This window comes from Kitasatospora sp. NPDC008050 (assembly GCF_042957465.1).
GTDB lineage: Bacteria > Actinomycetota > Actinomycetes > Streptomycetales > Streptomycetaceae > Kitasatospora.
Map to the genome: position 1 here is coordinate 105,390 of NZ_JBIBIJ010000010.1, position 18,597 is coordinate 123,986.

Annotated in this window: 16 protein-coding genes, 1 tRNA gene and 1 other RNA gene; 4 read left to right on the forward strand and 14 right to left on the reverse strand. The window is 72.2% G+C overall.

Annotation, left to right across the window (positions count from 1 at the left end; translation table 11 throughout):
* Window positions 1–9: 9 nt before the first annotated feature.
* The 6 genes from ACFZB9_RS20955 to ACFZB9_RS20980 form a co-directional block, all read right to left on the reverse strand.
* Window positions 10–801 (reverse strand): SURF1 family protein, encoded by a 792-nt coding sequence (locus tag ACFZB9_RS20955; RefSeq protein WP_391449195.1) that lies wholly within the window; start codon window positions 799–801, stop codon window positions 10–12.
* A 135-nt stretch (window positions 802–936) separates the two neighbouring features.
* A complete protein-coding gene (locus ACFZB9_RS20960) occupies window positions 937–2,265 on the reverse strand; it encodes a hypothetical protein (RefSeq protein ID WP_391449197.1) in 1,329 nt (442 codons plus the stop codon).
* The gene (locus tag ACFZB9_RS20965) at window positions 2,258–2,863 is read right to left on the reverse strand and encodes a SigE family RNA polymerase sigma factor (protein ID WP_391449526.1); all 606 of its coding nucleotides are present in this window, start codon (window positions 2,861–2,863) and stop codon (window positions 2,258–2,260) included. Before ACFZB9_RS20965 ends, ACFZB9_RS20960 begins: the two co-directional genes overlap by 8 nt.
* A gap of 308 nt (window positions 2,864–3,171) precedes the next feature.
* Window positions 3,172–4,245, reverse strand: a complete 1,074-nt coding sequence (locus tag ACFZB9_RS20970) for an aspartate-semialdehyde dehydrogenase (RefSeq protein WP_391449199.1) — start codon at window positions 4,243–4,245, stop codon at window positions 3,172–3,174.
* Entirely contained in the window at window positions 4,242–5,522 is a 1,281-nt protein-coding gene (locus ACFZB9_RS20975; protein WP_391449201.1) for an aspartate kinase, read from the reverse strand. The genes ACFZB9_RS20970 and ACFZB9_RS20975 overlap by 4 nt, the downstream gene beginning before the upstream one ends.
* 324 nt (window positions 5,523–5,846) lie before the next feature.
* The gene (locus ACFZB9_RS20980) at window positions 5,847–7,172 is read right to left on the reverse strand and encodes an MFS transporter (RefSeq protein ID WP_391449203.1); all 1,326 of its coding nucleotides are present in this window, start codon (window positions 7,170–7,172) and stop codon (window positions 5,847–5,849) included.
* 187 nt (window positions 7,173–7,359) lie between these two features.
* Between ACFZB9_RS20980 and ACFZB9_RS20985 the strand changes: the two genes are divergently transcribed.
* Window positions 7,360–7,896 (forward strand): MarR family winged helix-turn-helix transcriptional regulator, encoded by a 537-nt coding sequence (locus tag ACFZB9_RS20985; protein ID WP_391449205.1) that lies wholly within the window; start codon window positions 7,360–7,362, stop codon window positions 7,894–7,896.
* A gap of 161 nt (window positions 7,897–8,057) precedes the next feature.
* On the opposite strand, the gene ACFZB9_RS20990 is transcribed toward ACFZB9_RS20985, so the two are convergent.
* From ACFZB9_RS20990 to ffs, 5 genes are all read right to left on the reverse strand, one after another.
* A complete protein-coding gene (locus ACFZB9_RS20990) occupies window positions 8,058–8,714 on the reverse strand; it encodes a DUF5063 domain-containing protein (RefSeq protein WP_391449207.1) in 657 nt (218 codons plus the stop codon).
* On the reverse strand, window positions 8,707–9,306 hold the full coding sequence (gene recR, locus ACFZB9_RS20995; RefSeq protein WP_391449209.1) for a recombination mediator RecR: 600 nt from the start codon (window positions 9,304–9,306) through the stop codon (window positions 8,707–8,709). The genes ACFZB9_RS20990 and recR overlap by 8 nt, the downstream gene beginning before the upstream one ends.
* A gap of 258 nt (window positions 9,307–9,564) precedes the next feature.
* Complete coding sequence (locus tag ACFZB9_RS21000) at window positions 9,565–9,909, reverse strand: YbaB/EbfC family nucleoid-associated protein (protein WP_391449211.1); 345 nt, start codon at window positions 9,907–9,909, stop codon at window positions 9,565–9,567.
* Between the two features lie 135 nt (window positions 9,910–10,044).
* Window positions 10,045–12,402, reverse strand: a complete 2,358-nt coding sequence (locus ACFZB9_RS21005) for a DNA polymerase III subunit gamma and tau (RefSeq protein ID WP_391449213.1) — start codon at window positions 12,400–12,402, stop codon at window positions 10,045–10,047.
* 84 nt (window positions 12,403–12,486) lie between these two features.
* Window positions 12,487–12,577, reverse strand: an RNA gene (gene ffs, locus ACFZB9_RS21010) — signal recognition particle sRNA small type.
* 132 nt (window positions 12,578–12,709) lie between these two features.
* Between ffs and ACFZB9_RS21015 the strand changes: the two genes are divergently transcribed.
* A tRNA-Ser gene (locus ACFZB9_RS21015) sits at window positions 12,710–12,794 on the forward strand.
* Between the two features lie 93 nt (window positions 12,795–12,887).
* Here ACFZB9_RS21015 and ACFZB9_RS21020 read toward each other — a convergent pair.
* The 3 genes from ACFZB9_RS21020 to ACFZB9_RS21030 all read right to left on the reverse strand — a co-directional run bounded on the left by ACFZB9_RS21020 (window position 12,888) and on the right by ACFZB9_RS21030 (window position 15,214).
* Complete coding sequence (locus ACFZB9_RS21020; protein ID WP_391449215.1) at window positions 12,888–14,123, reverse strand: tyrosine-type recombinase/integrase; 1,236 nt, start codon at window positions 14,121–14,123, stop codon at window positions 12,888–12,890.
* Window positions 14,124–14,134: 11 nt separating this feature from the next.
* The gene (locus ACFZB9_RS21025; RefSeq protein ID WP_391449217.1) at window positions 14,135–14,431 is read right to left on the reverse strand and encodes a helix-turn-helix domain-containing protein; all 297 of its coding nucleotides are present in this window, start codon (window positions 14,429–14,431) and stop codon (window positions 14,135–14,137) included.
* A 279-nt stretch (window positions 14,432–14,710) separates the two neighbouring features.
* The gene (locus ACFZB9_RS21030) at window positions 14,711–15,214 is read right to left on the reverse strand and encodes a helix-turn-helix domain-containing protein (RefSeq protein ID WP_391449218.1); all 504 of its coding nucleotides are present in this window, start codon (window positions 15,212–15,214) and stop codon (window positions 14,711–14,713) included.
* Between the two features lie 410 nt (window positions 15,215–15,624).
* Here ACFZB9_RS21030 and ACFZB9_RS21035 point away from each other — a divergent pair, with 410 nt between their 5' ends.
* Both ACFZB9_RS21035 and ACFZB9_RS21040 read left to right on the forward strand, forming a co-directional pair.
* Entirely contained in the window at window positions 15,625–16,965 is a 1,341-nt protein-coding gene (locus tag ACFZB9_RS21035; protein ID WP_391449220.1) for a DUF3631 domain-containing protein, read from the forward strand.
* A 468-nt stretch (window positions 16,966–17,433) separates the two neighbouring features.
* Entirely contained in the window at window positions 17,434–18,234 is an 801-nt protein-coding gene (locus ACFZB9_RS21040; protein WP_391449222.1) for a DUF2637 domain-containing protein, read from the forward strand.
* Window positions 18,235–18,597: the final 363 nt, after the last annotated feature.

An 18,597-nucleotide genomic window follows, 5' to 3' on the forward strand; every position in this document is an offset into this window, starting at 1 on the left:
TCGGGGCTCTCAGTCCAGGACCGGTTCGAGGCCGAGCGCCCGGTCCTGGACCGCCTCCGCCTGACGGCGGGCCAGCCGGAACCACATGAAGCCGACGAAGCCCGCGAAGACGAACCACTGCAGGGTGTAGCCGAGGTTCTGGAAGGCCCGGGCGTCCAGGCCGCCACCGCCGGAGGGCTGGGTGGTCGGCACCGCGGTCAGACCGCCCTGGACGTCGTCGGCGGCCACCCAGCCGTCATAGAACGAATACGGCAGCAGGTTGACCAGGGTGGCCGGGCTGATCATGCCCAGCTGGCCGACCGGCAGGCCGCCGTTGGCCGCGCCGCTGGTGTCGGCGCTCTCGGAGGCCTGCAGCCGCCCGGTGACGGTCACCTCGCCGGTGGGTGCGGCCGGCACCGCGCCGCCGCCGGGCGAACCGGGCAGCCAGCCGCGCACCACCGCGACCGCCCGGCCGGTGGCGGTGCGCAGCGGGGTGAGCACGTAGTAGCCCTGCCGGTTGTCCACCGTGCGGTTGGGCACCAGCAGCTGGTGGGCGCTGTCGTACTGCCCGGAGGCGCTCACCGGGTGACCGACCGTGCCGGTGCTGACCTGGGCGTCCGGCCCGGACAGCACCGAGTTCAGCGGGCTGGCCACCGGCTGCGGGGCGGCCGGGCGGGCGGTGGCGGAGGGGGCGTGCTGGCTGGAGACCCGGCCCTCGAACCGGCTCAGCTGCCAGGAGCCCAGCCAGAGACAGACCGCGATGGCGGCGACCGCGAGCACGGTGCTGCCGAGCCAGCGCGCAGTCAGGAGGAATCGGTACACACCCCTCACGGTAGCCACCGTTTCCACAGCCCCGAGCACGGCCCCCCGCCGAACGCCGCCTCGGGCGCGCCGCCGAGGTCCACGGCGGCCCTGGCCTGCGGCATCGCGGCACCGGCCCGGCGGCGGGCGCCCCGGCTACTGGCTCTGCTGCGGGGCGGCGCGGTACAGGGTGCCGCCGCCGCAGACGTTCGGGATCGTCGCGGTGCCCGCGTCCGGCGCGGTGCCGAGCGGGCGGTGGGTGACCGTGACGGTACCCGGCTGGGCCGCCGGGCTGGGTGTGCCGGACGGCGCCGATGACGCGGGCGCCGACGGCGTCCCGGTGGCCGGGCCGTCCGCGGCCTGGCCCGCCGGGGCGGCCGCCCCCGCGCCCGCCGCCGGTGCCCCGCCGCCGCCGCCGCCCGAGGAGGCTGTGCCGCTGCCCGGCGCGGCCGACGGGCCGGCCGGATCGTTCGCCGCCGCGCCGGCAGCCGCGCCCGCCGCCCCGCTCGGACCACCGCTCGCACTCGCGACCGGGCTCGCCACCGGGCTGACCGCGCCGGCGCTGGGCGTCGGCGTCGCGCCCGCGCCGCCGCTGCCGGCGGCCGGGCAGAGCGTGTCCGGGACGAAGGCGAACGGCAGCCGGTAGCCGGCCCCGGCGCCCAACAGCAGCTGGCCCGGCGCGCTCGCCGGATCCGGCAGCCCGACGGCCGGATCGCCCACCGTGTGCACGAGGACCCGCACCGAGCCGCCCACGCTCCCACCGCCGAGCACCGCTACGAGCGTGCCCGGATCGGTCAGCAGGCAGGGATGACCGGAGACGTTGGCCACCGTGAACGCCCCGTAGACCCAGCCCGCGTTGTCGGCCGCGCCCACCGTCACCTGGCCGGCGCCCAGGTCGGCCCGCAGGCAGACGGGCGCGCCGGTGGCCGTCCCCGCCGCCTGACCCGACGTCACGGAGACCGGGGTCGCGGTGGCCGGGGTCGGCGCGCTGCTGCCGACGCTGCTGGCCGACGGGCTGGGAGTGGGAGTCGCACTGCCGCTCGTATCAATGCCGCCGCCGGCGGGCACCGGCAACGGGACCACCGGGTGGGCACCGCCGGAGTGCCCGGAGGCACTCGGGCTGCTCGTCGCGCTGCTGCTCGGGGCGGCGCTGGGCGCGGCGCCCGAGCCGTCGGACAACTGCAGGCCGCCCAGCCGGCCCAGGGTGGGCAGCGCGGCGGCCGAGACCAGCGCGATCAGCAGCGCACCGGTCCACGCCTGCCGGTGGCGGACCCGGCGGGCCGGGATCGCGCGCCGGATCCGCAGCAGCGCCTCGGGCTCGGGTTGCAGGTCGTCCACCGCGCGGTGCAGCAGTGCGCGCAGCGCCTGCTCCTCGCCGCGGGTCGGCACCCGCTCCGCCGCCGACCGGGCGCCCGGCCGCCCCGCCCATCCGGCCGGCCCCGGGGTACCGGGCCCAGGTCGGCGGTCGAACTGATCGTCAGTCATGACTGCTCTCCATCAGGACCCGCAGCGCCGCCAGCCCGCGTGAGCCGTACGCCTTGACCGCACCCACCGAGACCCCGAGCAGCTCCGCCACCTGGGCCTCCGTCATGTCGGCGTAGTAGCGCAGGACCAGGACCTCGCGCTGCCGCCTCTGCAGACCCTGCAGAGCCGCCTTCAGCTGGTCGCGTTCGAGAGCATCGTAGGCGCCCTCTTCTGCACTGGCCATGTCAGGCATGGGCTTGGGCAGCAGTCGCAGGCCCAGCAGCCGGCGCCGCAGGGTGCTGCGGGACAGGTTGACCACGGTCTGCCGCAGGTAGGCGAGGATCTTCTCCGGCTCACGGACCCGGCGCCGGGCCGAGTGCACCCGGATGAACGCCTCCTGGACCACGTCCTCACAGCTCGACTGATCGTCCAGGAGCAGGGCGGCCAGCCGCAGCAGCGCACGGTAGTGCTCCTGGTACGTGGTCGTGAGCAGGTCGACGCTGGCGCCGGCCGTGTCGGTGGCGGCCGTGGTCACCTCCGCCTCAGCCGGCTGCCGCACGGCACCTGGCTGCGCCGGGGCCTGCCGGGGCCTCGGCGCTCCGGGTGCTCGGAACGGCACCCCCGGTACCTGCCGCACCCGTCCCTTCGGCACCGCCGTCACCACTGCCAGGTCTGTCACGACCGTTGGACACTCGATCCCCCCTCAGGGTTGCCCCGTCCGGTGGACATTCTTCCGCAAAGACCGGGGCCCCCTCCACAGGAAGGGGGCCCCGGTCCGAAGCGAAGTCAGGAACGGTCGCACAACGGCACGGTACGGACTCAGCCGGTCCTACGTTGTTGGTGTGGCAGAGGGGCCAGTCGTATGGTCGGCTCGAACTGTCGCCCCTGCCAGGTGGCTCAGCCGGTCAGAGCTGCCGGGCGGCTCACTCAGCCCGACAGCTCTGCCGCCACCAGCTCGGCGATCTGCGCGGTGTTCAGGGCCGCGCCCTTGCGTAGGTTGTCGCCGCAGACGAAGAGGTCCAGCGCCGTCGGGTCGTCGAGCGAGCGGCGCACCCGGCCGACCCAGGTGGGGTCGGTGCCGACCACGTCGCTCGGGGTGGGGAACTCGCCGGCCGCCGGGTTGTCGTACAGCACCACACCGGGGGCCTGGGCCAGGATCTCCTGCGCCCGCTCCAGGGTCACCTCGCGCTCGAAGACCGCGTGCACGGCCAGCGAGTGGGTGGTGATCACCGGGATCCGCACACAGGTCACCGCGACCCGCAGGTTCGGCAGCCCGAGGATCTTGCGGCTCTCGTTGCGGACCTTCAGCTCCTCGGAGGACCAGCCGTCCTCCTGCAGCGAGCCCGCCCACGGCACCGCGTTCAGCACCAGCGGCGCCGGGAACGGACCGCTGTCGCCGATCAGCGACCGCAGGTCGCCGGCCTGCTCGCCCACCCCGGTGCCGGCCACCTTCACGGTCTGCTCGCGCAGCGCGTCGATGCCGGCCTGCCCGGCGCCGGAGGCCGCCTGGTAGGAGGCAACCACCAGCTCGCGCAGCCCGAACTCGGAGTGCAGCGCGCCGAGCGCCACGATCATCGACATGGTGGTGCAGTTGGGGTTGGCGATGATCCCGCGCGGGCGGATCCGGGCCGCGGCCGCGTTGACCTCGGGGACCACCAGCGGCACGTCCTCGTCCATCCGGAAGGCCCCGGAGTTGTCGACCACGACCGCACCCTTGGCCGCCGCGATCGGTGCCCACTGCGCGGCGACCTCGTCGGGGACGTCGAACATCGCGACGTCGATGCCCTCGAAGGCCTCCTCGGTCAGCGCGACGACCTCGACCTGCTCACCGCGCACGGTCAGCCGGCGCCCGGCCGAGCGGGCCGAGGCGACCAGCCGGATCTCGCCCCAGACGTCCTGACGGGCGGAGAGGATCCCCAGCAGCACCGTGCCCACCGCGCCGGTGGCACCGACCACCGCGAGGTTGGGCCGGCCGCTGCGATCCGCTCCGCCGCCGGTCATCGTCCGGTCCCGCCGTAGACCACGGCCTCGTCGCCCTCGCTGTCCAGACCGAAGGCGCTGTGCACGGCACGCACCGCCTCGTTGACGTCGTCCGCCCGGGTGACCACCGAGATCCGGATCTCCGAGGTGGAGATCAGCTCGATGTTGACGCCGGCCTCCGAGAGCGCCTCGAAGAACGTGGCGGTGACCCCCGGGTTGGACCGCATACCGGCCCCGACCAGGGAGATCTTGCCGATCGCGTCGTCATAGCGGAGGGACTCGTAGCCGATGCCCTCCTTGACCCGGCCGAGCGCGTCGATGGCCTTCTGGCCCTCGGTCTTCGGCAGGGTGAAGGAGATGTCGGTCAGACCGGTCGAGGCGGCGGAGACGTTCTGCACCACCATGTCGATGTTGACCTCGGCGTCCGCGATGGCGCGGAAGATCCGGGCCGCCTCGCCCGGCTTGTCCGGCACCCCGACGACCGTGACCTTGGCCTCCGACGTGTCGTGGGCGACTCCGGAGATGATGGCCTGCTCCATCTCGCCCCCTTCGGGCTGGTTCGGGTTGCTGGTGCTGACGATGGTCCCCGGCAAGCCGGAGAAGGACGATCGTACGTGGATCGGGATGTTGTAGCGCCGCGCGTACTCCACACAGCGGTCCAGCAGCACCTTGGAGCCCGAGGACGCGAGCTCCAGCATGTCCTCGTAGGCGATCCAGTCGATCTTGCGGGCCTTCTTGACCACCCGCGGGTCGGCGGTGAAGACGCCGTCCACATCGGTGTAGATCTCGCAGACCTCGGCCTTGAGCGCGGCGGCCAGCGCCACCGCGGTGGTGTCGGAGCCGCCCCGACCCAGGGTAGTGATGTCCTTGCTCACCTGGGAGACGCCCTGGAACCCGGCCACGATCGCGATGTTGCCCTGGTCCAGGGCGCTGCGGATCCGGCCCGGCGTGACATCGATGATGCGCGCCTTGTTGTGGACCTGGTCGGTGATCACCCCGGCCTGGCTGCCGGTGAAGGACTGCGCCTCGTGTCCGAGGGCTTTGATCGCCATCGCCAGCAGGGCCATGGAGATTCGCTCGCCTGCGGTCAGCAGCATGTCGAACTCGCGACCGGCGGGAATAGGGGATACCTGCTCGGCGAGTTCGATCAGCTCGTCCGTCGTGTCGCCCATCGCGGACACCACGACGACGACCTCATGGCCGGCCTTCTTGGTGTCGACAATTCGACGGGCTACGCGCTTGATGCCCTCGGCATCCGCAACGGATGAGCCGCCGTACTTCTGCACGACAAGGCCCACGTGCGCTCCTCGACTAAGTCGTCTTCGGGGGGTGGTGCCCGGCGCGGGGTGGCGCCGTCCGGTCCCCCCAGACCCCCTGGGGAGGGGGTACTGCGGTCGCCGGTCAGTCTACCGAGCAGGGGACGGGCATCAGCCGTGATCCATATCATGAGACACACGTTTCATCTGGTGAACGCGGGATGGACGGGCCAACGGGCGAGTCTTCGGACGGCGGGGCGGGGGTCCGAAAGAATTCGCGGGACGAGGGCATCGCGGGCTCGGAATTTGCCGGAGGAAATTTTTCGACAATTCTGCGGAGCGGGGACGCGGAGGGCCGGACACGCCCTAGCAAGCGGCGGGGAGCGGGTGGCGACCCGGGACACCGGTGCTCACGTCCGCGCTGCCGGGGGTGGACACGGTGACCGTCGGGGCGGGGCTGAGCACCGCCGCCGGCAGCCGGCGGCCCAGGCGGAGCAGCAGCGCGCCGCCCGCCAGCGCGGTGGCCGCGACCAGCAGCCAGGGCAGCCGGGCGTCCGCCGCCAGCAGCAGGGTGAAGAGCGAGGGCGCCACCGTCTTCGCCAGCGACCAGGAGAGCTGGTAGGCCGCCAGGTACCGCCCGCGCAGCGCCGCCGGGGCCGCGGCGGTGGAGAGCGCCGAGGCGGACGGGTTGTGCACCAGCTCCCCCACTGTGGACAGCACCACCAGGAACAGCAGCCCGCCCATCACCACCGGCAGCGCATGCGGCCGCACGGTACCGAGCACCGCCTGCCCGAGCCCCGCCAGCGCGAAGAACCCCGCGCCGAGCGCCGCCGCCCTGGTGCGGCTGCCGACCCGCCGGGCCAGCCGGGCCACCGGCACCCCGGCCGTCGCGCAGAGCACCGTGTTCACCACGAAGGCCGCCCCGGTCAGCGACTGCGGAGCCCCCAGGCAGTTGACCGCGAAGACCGGCAGCAGCACCGAGAGGGCGGAGTAGCCGAGCGCGATCAGGAAGTTGGCCCCGGTCAGGCCGAGGTAGGGCCGGTCGGCCAGTACCGTCCGGTAGCCGCCCCGCCCGCCCCCGCGCGACGCCCTGTCGCCCGTGGCACCCCTGTCGCCCTTGTCGCCCTTGTCGCCCGTAGCACCCGCGGCGCCCGCGGCCCCCGTAGCGCGCGGCACCGCGGGGACCCGGCGGGCCAGCAGCGCGGCGGCGAAGAAGCTGGCCGCGTTCAGCACGGCCGCCGCCGTGAAGCCGCGGTCCCCCAGCAGGCCGATCATCAGGGAGGCGAGCAGCGTCCCGGCCCCGAGCCCCGCGTTGGCCAGGCTGCGCGCGATCGCCTGCAGCCGCTCGACCTGCCCACCGCGCGCCAACTCGCCGATCCGGGCCTGCTGGGCCACCGGGAAGCCGCGGTCCCCGATCGAGGTCAGCAGCGCCACCGCCGCGAAGGCGGGCAGCGAGCCCGCGAACGGGTAGGCGGCGAAGCCCAGCCCGCGCAGCACGTACAGCGCCAGCTGCAGCCGGCGGGCGCCGAACCGGTCGACCGCCGTGCCGACCAGCGGCAGCACCGCCATCGCCGCGAAGCCGGCCGCCGTGAGGACCGCGCCGATCGCGGTCAGCGGCAGGCCGGTGACGTGCCGGAAGAAGACCAGGCTGAACGGGATGTACATGCCCGAGCCCACCGAGTCGATCGCCATGCCGGCCAGCAGGGCGCGCTCGCCCGGGACCCGGTCGACGCTCCGGCCGCCCGGAAGGCCTGAAGAGCCAGGAATGCCTCGAACGCCTCGAAAGGTCAGGGACACGGGCTGCCTCCACATCACTAAGTTGTAAGTAACTTAGCAGCAAGCTACTTAGATGCAAGCTTCTTTATGGCAGACTGGTCCCATGGAGCAGTCAGCGCAGCAGCAGTCGACGCAGCCGTCGACGACGGCGAAGGACGGCACGGACGCCGTGGACGCGATCATCGAGCAGTGGCGAGTGGCCCGGCCGGATCTGCGGACGGACGCGATGGCGACGTTCGGCCGGATCTACCGGCTGGCCCGGATCATGGGCGACCGGATCGAGAAGATCTACCAGGAGTACGGCATCAGCCGCGGCGAGTTCGACGTGCTCGCCACCCTGCGGCGCGCCCCCGCCCCGCACACGCTCTCACCCCGCGAACTGACCACCACCCTGATGCTGACCACCGGTGGCATGACCGGCCGGCTGGACAAGCTGGAGCGCGGTGGTCTGGTGCTGCGCTCCCCCGACCCGGCGGACCGGCGCGGCCTGCGGATCACCCTCACCGACCCGGGCAGGACGGTGGTCGACCAGGCGGTCGCGGCCGGCCTGGTCGAGCAGCAGCGAGCCCTGGCCTGCCTCGACGACGGACAGACGCAGCAGCTCAACGAGCTGCTGCGGCTGCTGCTGATCGATATCTGAGCGCCCGCACAGGCCCCGGGCCCGCGGTTGCGGGCGCTGGGTCCTGCGGTTGCGGGCGCTGGGTGCCCGCCGTCGACGGCCGGGCGGCGGTCGACGGGCGGGCGGCGGTCGACGGGCGGGCGGCGGTCGACCGTCGGCGGCGGTCGACGGTCGGGCGGCGGTCAGGTGCCGAGTTCGGCCGCCATCAGGTCGCCCGCCTGCTGCTCCAGCTGCTCGTCCGTCAAGCCGTCGTCGTCGGTGTCGGCCCCGTCCGGCACCGCGCCGATCGGGCTGTCCAGCCGCACGTGCGCGATCAGCGACTGCAGCGCCCGCAGCACGGCCGTGCAGCTCGAACCCCAGGTGGAGAGGTAGGAGAACTGCCACCACCAGAGCGCCTCGCTGACCCGGCCCTCGTCGTAGTGGGTCAGCCCGTGGCGCAGGTCGCTGACCACCCCCGCCAGGTCGTCCGAGATCCGGAAGGCGTTCGGCTTGTCCAGCGGCCCGTACGGGTCGAAGACCTCGTGGTAGACGTCGATCGGCGCGAGCAGCTCCGCCAGGTGCTCACGCAGCTCGACGCCGTCCGGCTCCGGGCCGGCGTCCGGCTCGAAGCGGTCCTCCGGCACCACGTCCTCGATCGCGCCGAGCCGACCGCCGGCCAGCAGCAGCTGGGAGACCTCCAGGAGCAGCAGTGACACCGCGCTGCCCGGCTCGTCGCCCTTGGCGATCTCGGTCACCGCGAGCACGAAGCTCTTGATGGAATCCGCGATCTGCACCGCGAAGTCATCCGGTTCAAAGGTGTGAACCGTGTGCACCGCCTGGTGCGCGCTGTTGTCAGACATCGAGCAGTCGTCTCCCTTCGAAGGCCCGGCCGAGGGTGACCTCGTCGGCGTACTCCAAGTCCCCGCCGACGGGCAATCCGCTCGCCAGCCGAGTCACCTTCAGGCCCATCGGCTTGCAGAGCCGGGCCAGGTAGGTGGCGGTTGCCTCCCCCTCCAGGTTGGGGTCTGTCGCGAGGATCAGCTCGCCGACCGTCCCGTCGGCCAGCCGCGCCAACAGCTCGCGGATCCGCAGATCGTCCGGACCGACTCCCTCGATCGGACTGATCGCGCCGCCGAGCACGTGGTAGCGGCCGCGGAACTCACGGGTCCGCTCGATGGCGACCACGTCCTTGGACTCCTCGACCACGCAGATCACCGTGAGGTCGCGGCGCGGGTCCAGGCAGACCCGGCACTGCTCGGCCTCCGCGACGTTGCCGCAGACCGAGCAGAACCGCACCTTCTCCTTGACCTCGAGCAGCGCGTGCGCCAGCCGACGCACGTCCACCGGGTCGGACTGCAGGATGTGGAAGGCGATCCGCTGGGCGCTCTTGGGCCCGACGCCGGGCAGCCTGCCCAGTTCGTCGATCAGGTCCTGAACTACGCCCTCGTACACCGCGCTGCCCTTCTACTGCGTCTGTCGTGCTCTGTCGTCTGCTGTGCCCGGTCGTCTGCTGTGCTCTGTCGTCCGCCGTGCCCGGTCGTCCGCCGTGCTGTCGTCTGCTGAGCTCTGTCGTCCGCCGTGCCCTGTCGCGGCCATCCCGGTGCGACGGTGCGACGGTGCCATCATCCAACGATTCGGGCGCCGGACACACCGGCCCGACGCCCGAAAGTCGACTCTGATCGAACTGTTTCGCTCCGCGACGGCAAAATGTCAGAACGGCAGGCCAGGGATGCCGCCGCCCATACCGCCCAGGCCCTGGGTCAGCGGGCCCATCCGCTCCGCCTGGAGCTTCTGCGCGGCGGCGTTGGCATCGCGGACGGCCGCGAGCACCAGGTCGGCCAGCGTCTCGGTGTCCTCCGGGTCCACCGCCTGCGGGGCGATGGTCAGCGCCACCAGCTCACCGCTGCCGGTCACCGTCGCCTCCACCAGACCGCCGCCCGCGGTACCGCTGACCTGTGTCTTGGCCAGTTCCTCCTGGGCCTTGGCAAGGTCCTGCTGCATCTTCTGCGCCTGCTTGAGCAGCTGCTGCATGTTGGGCTGGCCACCAGGGAACACGGTTCACTCCTGCCTGAGGTACTGAGCTCTGTCACGTGGGCCCGGTGCGTGGGCCCGGTCACGCTGCTGCGTCATCCGTCGGACCACGCCGGGTCCGAGCCTACGTCCTGCCCCGGGCTGCCCGGGGCGGGGCACTCACCTGCCGTGCTCGATCTCCTCCAGGACGGTGGCGCCCAGCTCACGCATGATCAGCTCCTGGCCGGAGACCGTCTCCTGGCGAGCCTCCGGGACATCGTCCACCGAGATGTCCTCGTCCTCGGGCGCCGACGGCCGCATGGCCCCCGGCGGCGGCCCGGCCGGCGCGGACGGGGAGTACGGCGCGGCGGCCTGGCCGGGCGCGGTGGATGCGGACGGCATCGACCCCGGGACGGCCGCGCCGGGCTGCACGGCGCCCTGCTGCCCAGCACCCGACTGCCCGATGCCCTGCTGCCCGATACCCGACTGCGCAGCGCCCATGGCACCGCCGCCGGTCGGCCCGCCTGCGCCCGGGGCGGCTGCCGGATTGCCCGTGGCACCCGGACCGGCGCCGAAGCCGCCCACCGCGGTGGCCGTCGCGGCCGGCGCCGAACGCGGCGCCTGCGGTGCGGCTCCCCAGCCGCCACCGCCACCGGCACCAGCGCCGGGGCCGCCGGCGGCCTGCGGCGTCTGGGTGCCGCCGGACGGATCGACGATGCACTCGACCCGCCAGTCCACGCCGAGCGCGTCCGCCAGCGCCTGGCGCAGCACGTCGTCGCTGTTGCTGCTGACGAAGCTGTCCCGGGCGCCGGCGTTGATGAACGAGACCTGCAGCGTGCTGCCGTCGAAGCCGGCCACCTGGCCGTTCTGGCTGAGCAGGATCCAGGTGAACCGCCGGCGGTTCTTCACCGCCTCCAGCACCTGCGGCCACAACTGCCGCACCTGGGCGGCCCCTTGCTGCTGCTGCGCGGACGGCGCCGACTGCCCGGGGGCGGGCGGCGGCACCGCGGCCGGGGCAACGGGCTGCGGCACCTGGGCAACTGGCTGCGGCTGCGGCTGCTGCGGCGCCACGGGGGCGGGCGCCGCTCCCGTGGCGGGGAAGCTGCGCGGGATCGGCCAGGCACCGGGGGGCGGCGTCGCGGGGGCGGGCGGCTGCGGCGGTTGCGCCGCTTGGGGCTGCTCGTACGGCTGAGGCTGCTCGTATTGCTGGGGCTGCTGCGGGGGCGTGGGTGCCGGGGCGGCTGCCACGGGGGCCTGGGCCACCGGGGCCTGCGGCGCCATCGCGACCGGCGCCTGGCCGACCGGCGCCTGGGCGACGGGAGCCTGGGCGACCGGGGCCGCGGCCATCGGCCCAGCCACCCCCATCGCCACCGGGGCCATCGCGGACCGCCGCTCCAGCTTGTCCACCCGGGCCATCAGCGACAGCTCGTCGGTGTAGGCCCCGGGCAGCATCACCCGGGCGCAGATCAACTCCAGCTGCAGCCGCGGCGCGGCGTTCCCGCGCATCTCCGTCAGCCCGGTGTTGACGATGTCGGCGGCCCGGCTCAACTCCCCCGCCCCGAAACCGTCGGCCTGCGCCTGCATGATCGCGATCCGGTCCGCCGGGGCGTCGATCAGCCCCTTCTCCCCGGCCTCCGGCACTGTGGCCAGGATCACCAGGTCGCGCAGCCGCTCCAGCAGATCCGTCACGAACCGCCGCGGGTCGTGGCCACCCTCGACCACCCGGTCGACCACCTGGAAGACCGTCGCGCCGTCGTGCGCCGCGAACGCGTCGATCACCTCGTCCAGCAGCGCCGAGTCGGTGTACCCGAGCAGCGCCGTGGCCATCTTGTACGTCACCCCGCCCTCGGTGGCGCCGGCCAGCAGCTGGTCCATCACCGACATCGAGTCACGCACCGACCCGGCACCGGCCCGCACCACCAGCGGGAACACCGAGTCCTCGACCTGGATGCCCTCCCGGCCGCAGACCTCCGCCAGGTAGTCCCGCAGCGTCCCCGGCGGGACCAGCCGGAACGGATAGTGGTGCGTCCGGGACCGGATCGTCCCGATCACCTTCTCCGGCTCGGTGGTCGCGAAGATGAACTTGAGGTGCTCCGGCGGCTCCTCCACCACCTTGAGCAGCGCGTTGAACCCGGCCGAGGTCACCATGTGCGCCTCGTCCAGGATGAAGATCTTGTACCGGCTGTGCACCGGCGCGAAGAACGCCCGCTCACGCAGCTCACGCGCGTCGTCCACACCACCGTGCGAGGCGGCGTCGATCTCGATCACGTCGATCGACCCCGGCCCGCCCGTCGCCAGGTCCTGGCAGGACTGGCACTCACCGCACGGCGTCGGCGTCGGCCCCTGCTCGCAGTTGAGGCAGCGGGCCAGGATGCGCGCGCTGGTCGTCTTGCCACAGCCGCGCGGGCCGCTGAACAGGTAGGCGTGGTTGACCCTGTTGTTGCGCAGGGCCTGCTGGAGCGGAGCGGTCACGTGCTCCTGCCCGATGACCTCGGCGAAAGTCTCGGGGCGATAGCGGCGGTACAGGGCTAGGGACACGCCCCCGACGATATCGGGACAGACAGACAAACGCGTCGTCCTTCATCCCGCAGCAGCCCCCGCAGCAGCCCGCCCCGGAAACGCAAGGACCCCTCGTGCACCCGCCAGAGCCCTCCTACCCTTGCTGCCTTCCGGCCCTGGGGGGATTCAGAGAGATAACGCCACACGAGGGGCTGGCACAAGAGTACCGGATCCGCGCCCCCACTCAGCACCCCCACCCCTTCTCCGATCCGCAGGCGACCCCCCTCCCCCAACCTGCGAGATAGCGGTTCGCGAGCACCCCTGAACATGGGCTAAGCTCTCCCACGGAGGATTCGCCTAGAGGCCTAGGGCGCACGCTTGGAAAGCGTGTTGGGGGCAACCCCTCACGAGTTCGAATCTCGTATCCTCCGCCTTTGCCCGCCAGGGCAGTTGAAGGCCCCGACCGGTTTCCGGTCGGGGCCTTCGTCGTTGCGTAGTTGCAGTTTTAGTTGCGGTTGCCGCGATCAGGCGGCGGGCGGCGCTTCGGGGAACGGCCAGAGCAGGCAGCCGACCTTGTCGGCTGTGTCGGTAAGCACCCGGTTGGTGAGGTGCTGGTAGCGGCGGCGCATCCGGGCGGACTTACCGGGCTCCCAGCCCATGATCGCGTCGACGATCGTGTCCGGGACGCCGAGGATCAGCAGGACGGTGGCCGCCGTGTGGCGAGCGTCGTGCAGGCGCGCCGCGCGGATGCCCGCCGCCTTGAGCATGTCCTTCCACTCATGGTGATCGGTGTTCGGGTTGAGCGGCTCGCCGGTGGGCGAGGTGAAGACGTACCCCTTCTCGACCCACAGGTCTGCGGCGATCCGTCGGTCGCGCTCCTGTTCACGCCGGTGCTGGACGAGGAGCTGAAGCAGCGGGTCAGGGATGCCGATCGGGCGGCGGCCCGCACGCGACTTCGTGTCCTTCGTCTCGCGTCGGATATTGACCTTCTGCGGGCAGTAGCCGGGCTTACGCCCGCAGCGGTTGCCACAGCCGTGCTCGTAGCGGGGCCGCAGGCGGTTCCGGTGGACAGTCAGGACGCGCAGCTCGAAGTCGACGTCCGTCCACTTGAGGCCGAGGACCTCGCCTTGCCGCAGGCCGAGCGCCAAGGATATGACCCAACGCGCTGGGTGCCGCTGCTTGTTGGCCTGGTCGAGGAGGCGCTGAACCTCTTCGACCGTGTAGGGCTCGACCTCCTCCTCTTCCAGGCGCGGGGCCTTGGCGATGGAGGCCGGATTGATCGCCAAGTGGCCTCGGCGGACAGCCTCGTTGAGCGCGGTGCGCACGGTGCGGTGGACCTGGTGGGCAGTGCCGGCGGCGCTGCCGTCCTTCTGCATCTTCTGGTAGAAGCGCTCCAGGTGCTCGGGCTGCAGCTTGGCAAGGCGGTGCGCGCCGACGCCGGGGATGAGGTGGTGGTAGACCGCAACACGGTAGCCGTCGATGGTGTTCTCGCCGACGTGCGGCGCGGCGATGTTCTCGACCCAGTGGGTCAGCCAGGTCTTGACGGTCCAGGTCTGACCGGCCTTCGCGACGGTGCCGGAGTCACGCTTCTTCTCCAGCTCGCGGACGGCCTTGGTCGCGTCAGCACGGCTCTTGCGCATGACGTGGCGGCGGTCGGGCTTGCCGTTGTCCTTGACGCCGACGGTCACGTAGCCGTGCCAGTAGCCATCCTTGCCGAGGTAGATCGAGGAGGCGCCGTTGGGCTGCCGGGACTTTGCCATGTGCGCCCCCTTCAGGCCGCGAGCGCGACGGTCGAGTCGGCGGTCTGGGCGAGTGCCGCGACGTACTCGCCCAGGGCCTGGGCGGGGATGCGGCGAAGGCGGCCGATCGTCACGGACGGAACCTCACCAGATGCGACGAGGGCGTACATGGTCGTCCGACCAACGCCGAGGCGACGGGCGGCTTCTTCGACAGTGAGGGCGATGAGCGTCGGGTCCGTGCCGCAGCTGGCGACGAGGGCGAGGAGCTGGTGCTCCGTGAGACCGATCGCGCCGGCAAGGCGTGCGAGGGACAGAGGCGTTTCAGGCATGGGTGTTCCTCCCAGCGGCGCGGGGCAACGCGCCGCCGTGGCGACTGTGTGGGATGGGCGGTGTGTGATGGCGCTGCCGGGCGGCCCTCGGCGTTCGTAGCGCCGGGGGTCGGACAGCGGGTTAGGGGGTGGGCGGGACGGGCACGCTACGGCGACTCCGGCCGGAAACGAAAAAAGATCTTGGTCGTATGGACCAGGCCGGCCTTTTTAGGTTTCCGGCCGAGTCGTGGCGATGATGCCATCGAGGCCGCCGAGCCGGGGCGAGCTGGGCGGGCTCGACTATCGGTCGGCCGAGGGGGCCTTGCGGAGGGGGTCCCACTTGGAGTTGGGGGCCGGGTACCACTCGGGCTCGTCGACGGTTACGGCGATGCCCTGGGCTGCGAGGCGCTCAGCGATCTCGTCGTACTCGCGCTCGGCCTCGTCGAGTCGGGCCTTGGCACCCTGCTCGATGTCGTGGGCGGTTCTCCACTCCAGCTGGGCGGCCTGGAGGCGGAAGCCCGCTTCCTGGAGCTCGTAGTCCGGTTCGTCCGGGCCGGCCACGGCTTCGGTCATGAAGTTGGCCGGCGGGACGCTGAGTGCCTTGGCCAGACCGATCACCTCGTCGAAGCGGACCGGGCGGGTTCCGTTCTCGATCTTGGCGACCTGGGTCTGGTGGAACTTGAAGCCGAGCCGGGTCATGCGCTCAGCCACGTCCTCCTGGGAGAGGCGGGCCGCCTTGCGCAGGACCTTCAGGTTGTGGGCCACGAGGGCCTCGCCCTCTAGGGCCTTATACCGATGCACCATGGGGTTGACCATACCAACCTCCTTCCGATTGCGAGTAGGTGCGACGCGGCGACGGGATCGACAGTAGCAGCATGGAATGGCCAACCGCCAAGCGGTTGAGACAACCCTTCACGATATCTCCGCATATCAGGCTAACCAGCAGACATGCCGGAAGAGGTTGAGAGAAATATGCGTGAAGCGCTTGACCAGGAGATGGGGGTGCCACTACGTTCGATCCTGACAGCATGAAGAAGCCAACCGAGAGGAGGTTATGCCGGGCCGGGAAGCGGCCCGAGTGTCCCGAGAAAAAACGCGAAGCCCCCGGCGCTACGAACACCGGGGGCTGATCGAAAACCTCGCCACCGCCCATCCCAGGACAGTCGACCTACGGCGGACCGGGTTGCCCCCCGAGCCGCCGAGTGAGGATCTCCATGACCGAGAGTACTGCCCCCCTGCCCTCCGCCACACCCCCCGCAGCGGACACGTCCGCTGTTCTCTGGCCGCCCGTGGCCAAGGCCGGCGAGCCCGGCGCCTACCTGCCCGCCCGCCCGGCACCCGTGTCCACAGCCTGTGGAGACAACGCCGACGCGGCACCGGCCGAGCCCGCCACCCCGGACGGGACCGACCTGATCGCGGACACCGCGCCGACCGAGGGCGCCGACCTGCTCGCCCAGCTGAAGGCCCAGATCGCGAAGTTCGTGATCCTGCCCTCCGAGGAGGCCCTGGACGCCGCCACGCTGTGGGTGGCGGCGACCCACCTGCAGGGCTCGTGGCAGCACGCCCCGCGCCTGGCCGTGGTCGGCCCGGCCAAGCGCTGCGGCAAGTCGCGCCTGCTCGACGTGCTCACCGAGACGGTGCACCAGCCGGTGCTGACGGTGAACTCCACCCCGGCCGCCGTGTTCCGCTCGATCACCGAGGAGCCGCCCACCCTGCTGGTGGACGAGGCGGACACAATCTTCGGCAGCCCGAAGATGGCGGAGAAGAACGAGGAGATGCGCGGCCTGCTCAACGCCGGGCACCAGCGGGACCGCTACGTGCTGCGGGTCGTCGGCAACGACCACACCCCGCGCAGGTTCCACACCTTCGCCATGGCGGCCATCGCCGGTATCGGCGACCTGCCCGACACGATCATGGACCGCTCGATCGTGATCCGCATGCGCCGCCGCGCCGCAGGCGAGACGGTCGCCCCGTACCGGACCAAGCGGGACAGCCCCGACCTGCACGCGATCCGCGACAAGATCGCCCGCTGGACAGCGCCGCTCGCCGACCGGGCCCTGCAGTTGGAGCCCGCCATGCCGGTCGAGGATCGCGCGGCCGACACGTGGGAGCCCCTGGTGATCATCGCCGACCTCGCCGGAGGCCCCTGGCCCCGCCTCGCCCGCCGGGCGTGCACGCGCATGGTCCACGCCGAGATCCAGACCGAGGAGGACAACCCCGGCGGCGCAAGGATCCTCGCCGACATCCGCCGGATCTTCCACGCCGTCGGCGAGCCCGACAGCATCGCCACCGACCAACTGCTGTTCACCCTCAACAGCGACCCCGAGGCCCCCTGGGCGGAGTCGGGCCGGGGCGGGCTGACCCCGCGCGGCCTGAGCGCGATGCTGCGCGAGTTCGGCATCGCCTCCGGCAACGTCCGCATGCCCGACAGCACCCAGCGCAAGGGCTACACGCGCCACAAGTTCCTCGACGCCTGGCGCCGCTACTGCCCCACCGTCCACCCCAGCACCCCCGCACCCGAAGGCACGGGCGCCACTGCGGGCGGCAGAAGCTGACCAGCACCCCCGAGATGCCGTCCCTGCCGTCCCAGCCGTAACAGCGCAGGTCACAGCACCTGTCAGCAAGACGGAACGCCGCCCCAAGACGGAAGCCGCATCCGTCCCAGGGACGGCAGGACCCCGCCTCCAAGACGGCAACCGCCCCGCACCTCCACGGCCCGCCGCCGCCCGAACCACCGCGCGAGCGGCGGGCCCGCGCCGGGACGGGAAACACATCCGTCTTGTGCCGTCCCAGCCGTCCCTGCCGTATAACCGCAGGTCACAGGCCATGCCATCGGGACGGATACGCATCCCAAGACGGATACGCGCACCGTCCCGAACCCGAACTCGCCGCAGCCGCGACGCCACCGGCCAGCTGTACCCGCCCCGGCCGGGCGCCCGTCCCGCAGCGGCCAAGACGGCAAGACGGCCAAGACGGCAATCCCGCAAACCATCACCACACCACCCGCGAGGACCACCTTCCGCATGACTGCCACCACCCCAATGCGTCTTCCCCGCCCGGACGCCGTCCTCGTACAGGCCGCCATCGCGGGCGCCCTGTCCTTCGCCCACCTCCACGACATCGCCGAAGCCGCCGGACAACACGGCTGGAAGGCATGGGCCTACCCCGTCTCGGTGGACCTGCTGCTCGTCGCCGCCTGGCGCCGCATGCGGACCCTGCGCACCACCGGACACCCGGCCAGCAGTGCATGGACCTGGTTCGCCATCGCCCTGACCACCTCCCTCGGCGCCAACATCGCCACCGCCGGACTGCTCGACCTCACCCGTGTCCCGGCCTGGCTGCGGATCCTGGTCGCCGGATGGCCCGCCCTCGCCTTCTTCGGCGGCACCCTCCTGGCCCACAACAACACCGAGAGCGAGGCCACCACCGAACCGGAGCCCGCCGAGGACGCGCTGCCGCTCCACGAGGCCCCCAACCCCACCCCGGCCACCGAACCCGCCCTGGTGGCGGACGCGGAGCAGAACGACCCGTTCGACGACGAGCTGGTGGCCGCCCCCGACAACGTCGTCCAGCCTGCCGAGCGGGAGCCGGTGGTGGGGACCAAGCGCACCGGCCGAAGGCCCGCCGCCTCGATGGACGAGCTCGCCGAGATAGCCCGCCGCGCTGTGGAGGAGCACGGGCCCACCCAGGCCGTGATCAAGACGGCCCTGCGCGAGGCCGGCATACCCATCGCCAGCGACCGCCTCGGCAAGCTGACCCAGCGCTTCAAGGACGAGCACGCCAGCCGACAGGACGACGCGCAAGCCAGCCCCTCGGCGGCCTGACGCCCCCTCTGCTCAGACGGCTCGCCCGAGCACCGGCCGCTGCCGGACCGGGCGAGCCGGTCCCCTCCCCTACCAACCGGTGACCACCGAAACCCCGTATGCCGTCAGCGGCGACACCGGAAGTCCCGAAACCCCTCCCCCTACACCGGAGATCCGGCACCGCCAAACCGGGATTCCCGCCCGACCATCACCCCGCATCCCGCGCACACCCCGCACCCACCGCCTCCGGAGAACCCGTGCCCGACCCGCAGCAGCACCACGCACCCGCCCGCACTGGACACGAGGAGGGCGCCAAGAGCGGTAGGCTGACCGGCCTATGGCAGCGCGCCTTCGGTAACTCGGCTCCTGGCGGAGCCAGTTGTA

Coding starts and splice junctions, on each gene's coding strand:
- ACFZB9_RS20960 (WP_391449197.1), bottom strand. CDS start 2,265: ATGACTGACGATCAGTTCGACCGCCGACCTGGGCCCGGTACCCCGGGG.
- ACFZB9_RS20970 (WP_391449199.1), bottom strand. CDS start 4,245: ATGACCGGCGGCGGAGCGGATCGCAGCGGCCGGCCCAACCTCGCGGTG.
- ACFZB9_RS20980 (WP_391449203.1), bottom strand. CDS start 7,172: ATGGCGATCGACTCGGTGGGCTCGGGCATGTACATCCCGTTCAGCCTG.
- ACFZB9_RS20985 (WP_391449205.1), top strand. CDS start 7,360: ATGGAGCAGTCAGCGCAGCAGCAGTCGACGCAGCCGTCGACGACGGCG.
- ACFZB9_RS20990 (WP_391449207.1), bottom strand. CDS start 8,714: ATGTCTGACAACAGCGCGCACCAGGCGGTGCACACGGTTCACACCTTT.
- ACFZB9_RS21020 (WP_391449215.1), bottom strand. CDS start 14,123: ATGGCAAAGTCCCGGCAGCCCAACGGCGCCTCCTCGATCTACCTCGGC.
- ACFZB9_RS21025 (WP_391449217.1), bottom strand. CDS start 14,431: ATGCCTGAAACGCCTCTGTCCCTCGCACGCCTTGCCGGCGCGATCGGT.
- ACFZB9_RS21030 (WP_391449218.1), bottom strand. CDS start 15,214: ATGGTGCATCGGTATAAGGCCCTAGAGGGCGAGGCCCTCGTGGCCCAC.
- ACFZB9_RS21035 (WP_391449220.1), top strand. CDS start 15,625: ATGACCGAGAGTACTGCCCCCCTGCCCTCCGCCACACCCCCCGCAGCG.
- ACFZB9_RS21040 (WP_391449222.1), top strand. CDS start 17,434: ATGACTGCCACCACCCCAATGCGTCTTCCCCGCCCGGACGCCGTCCTC.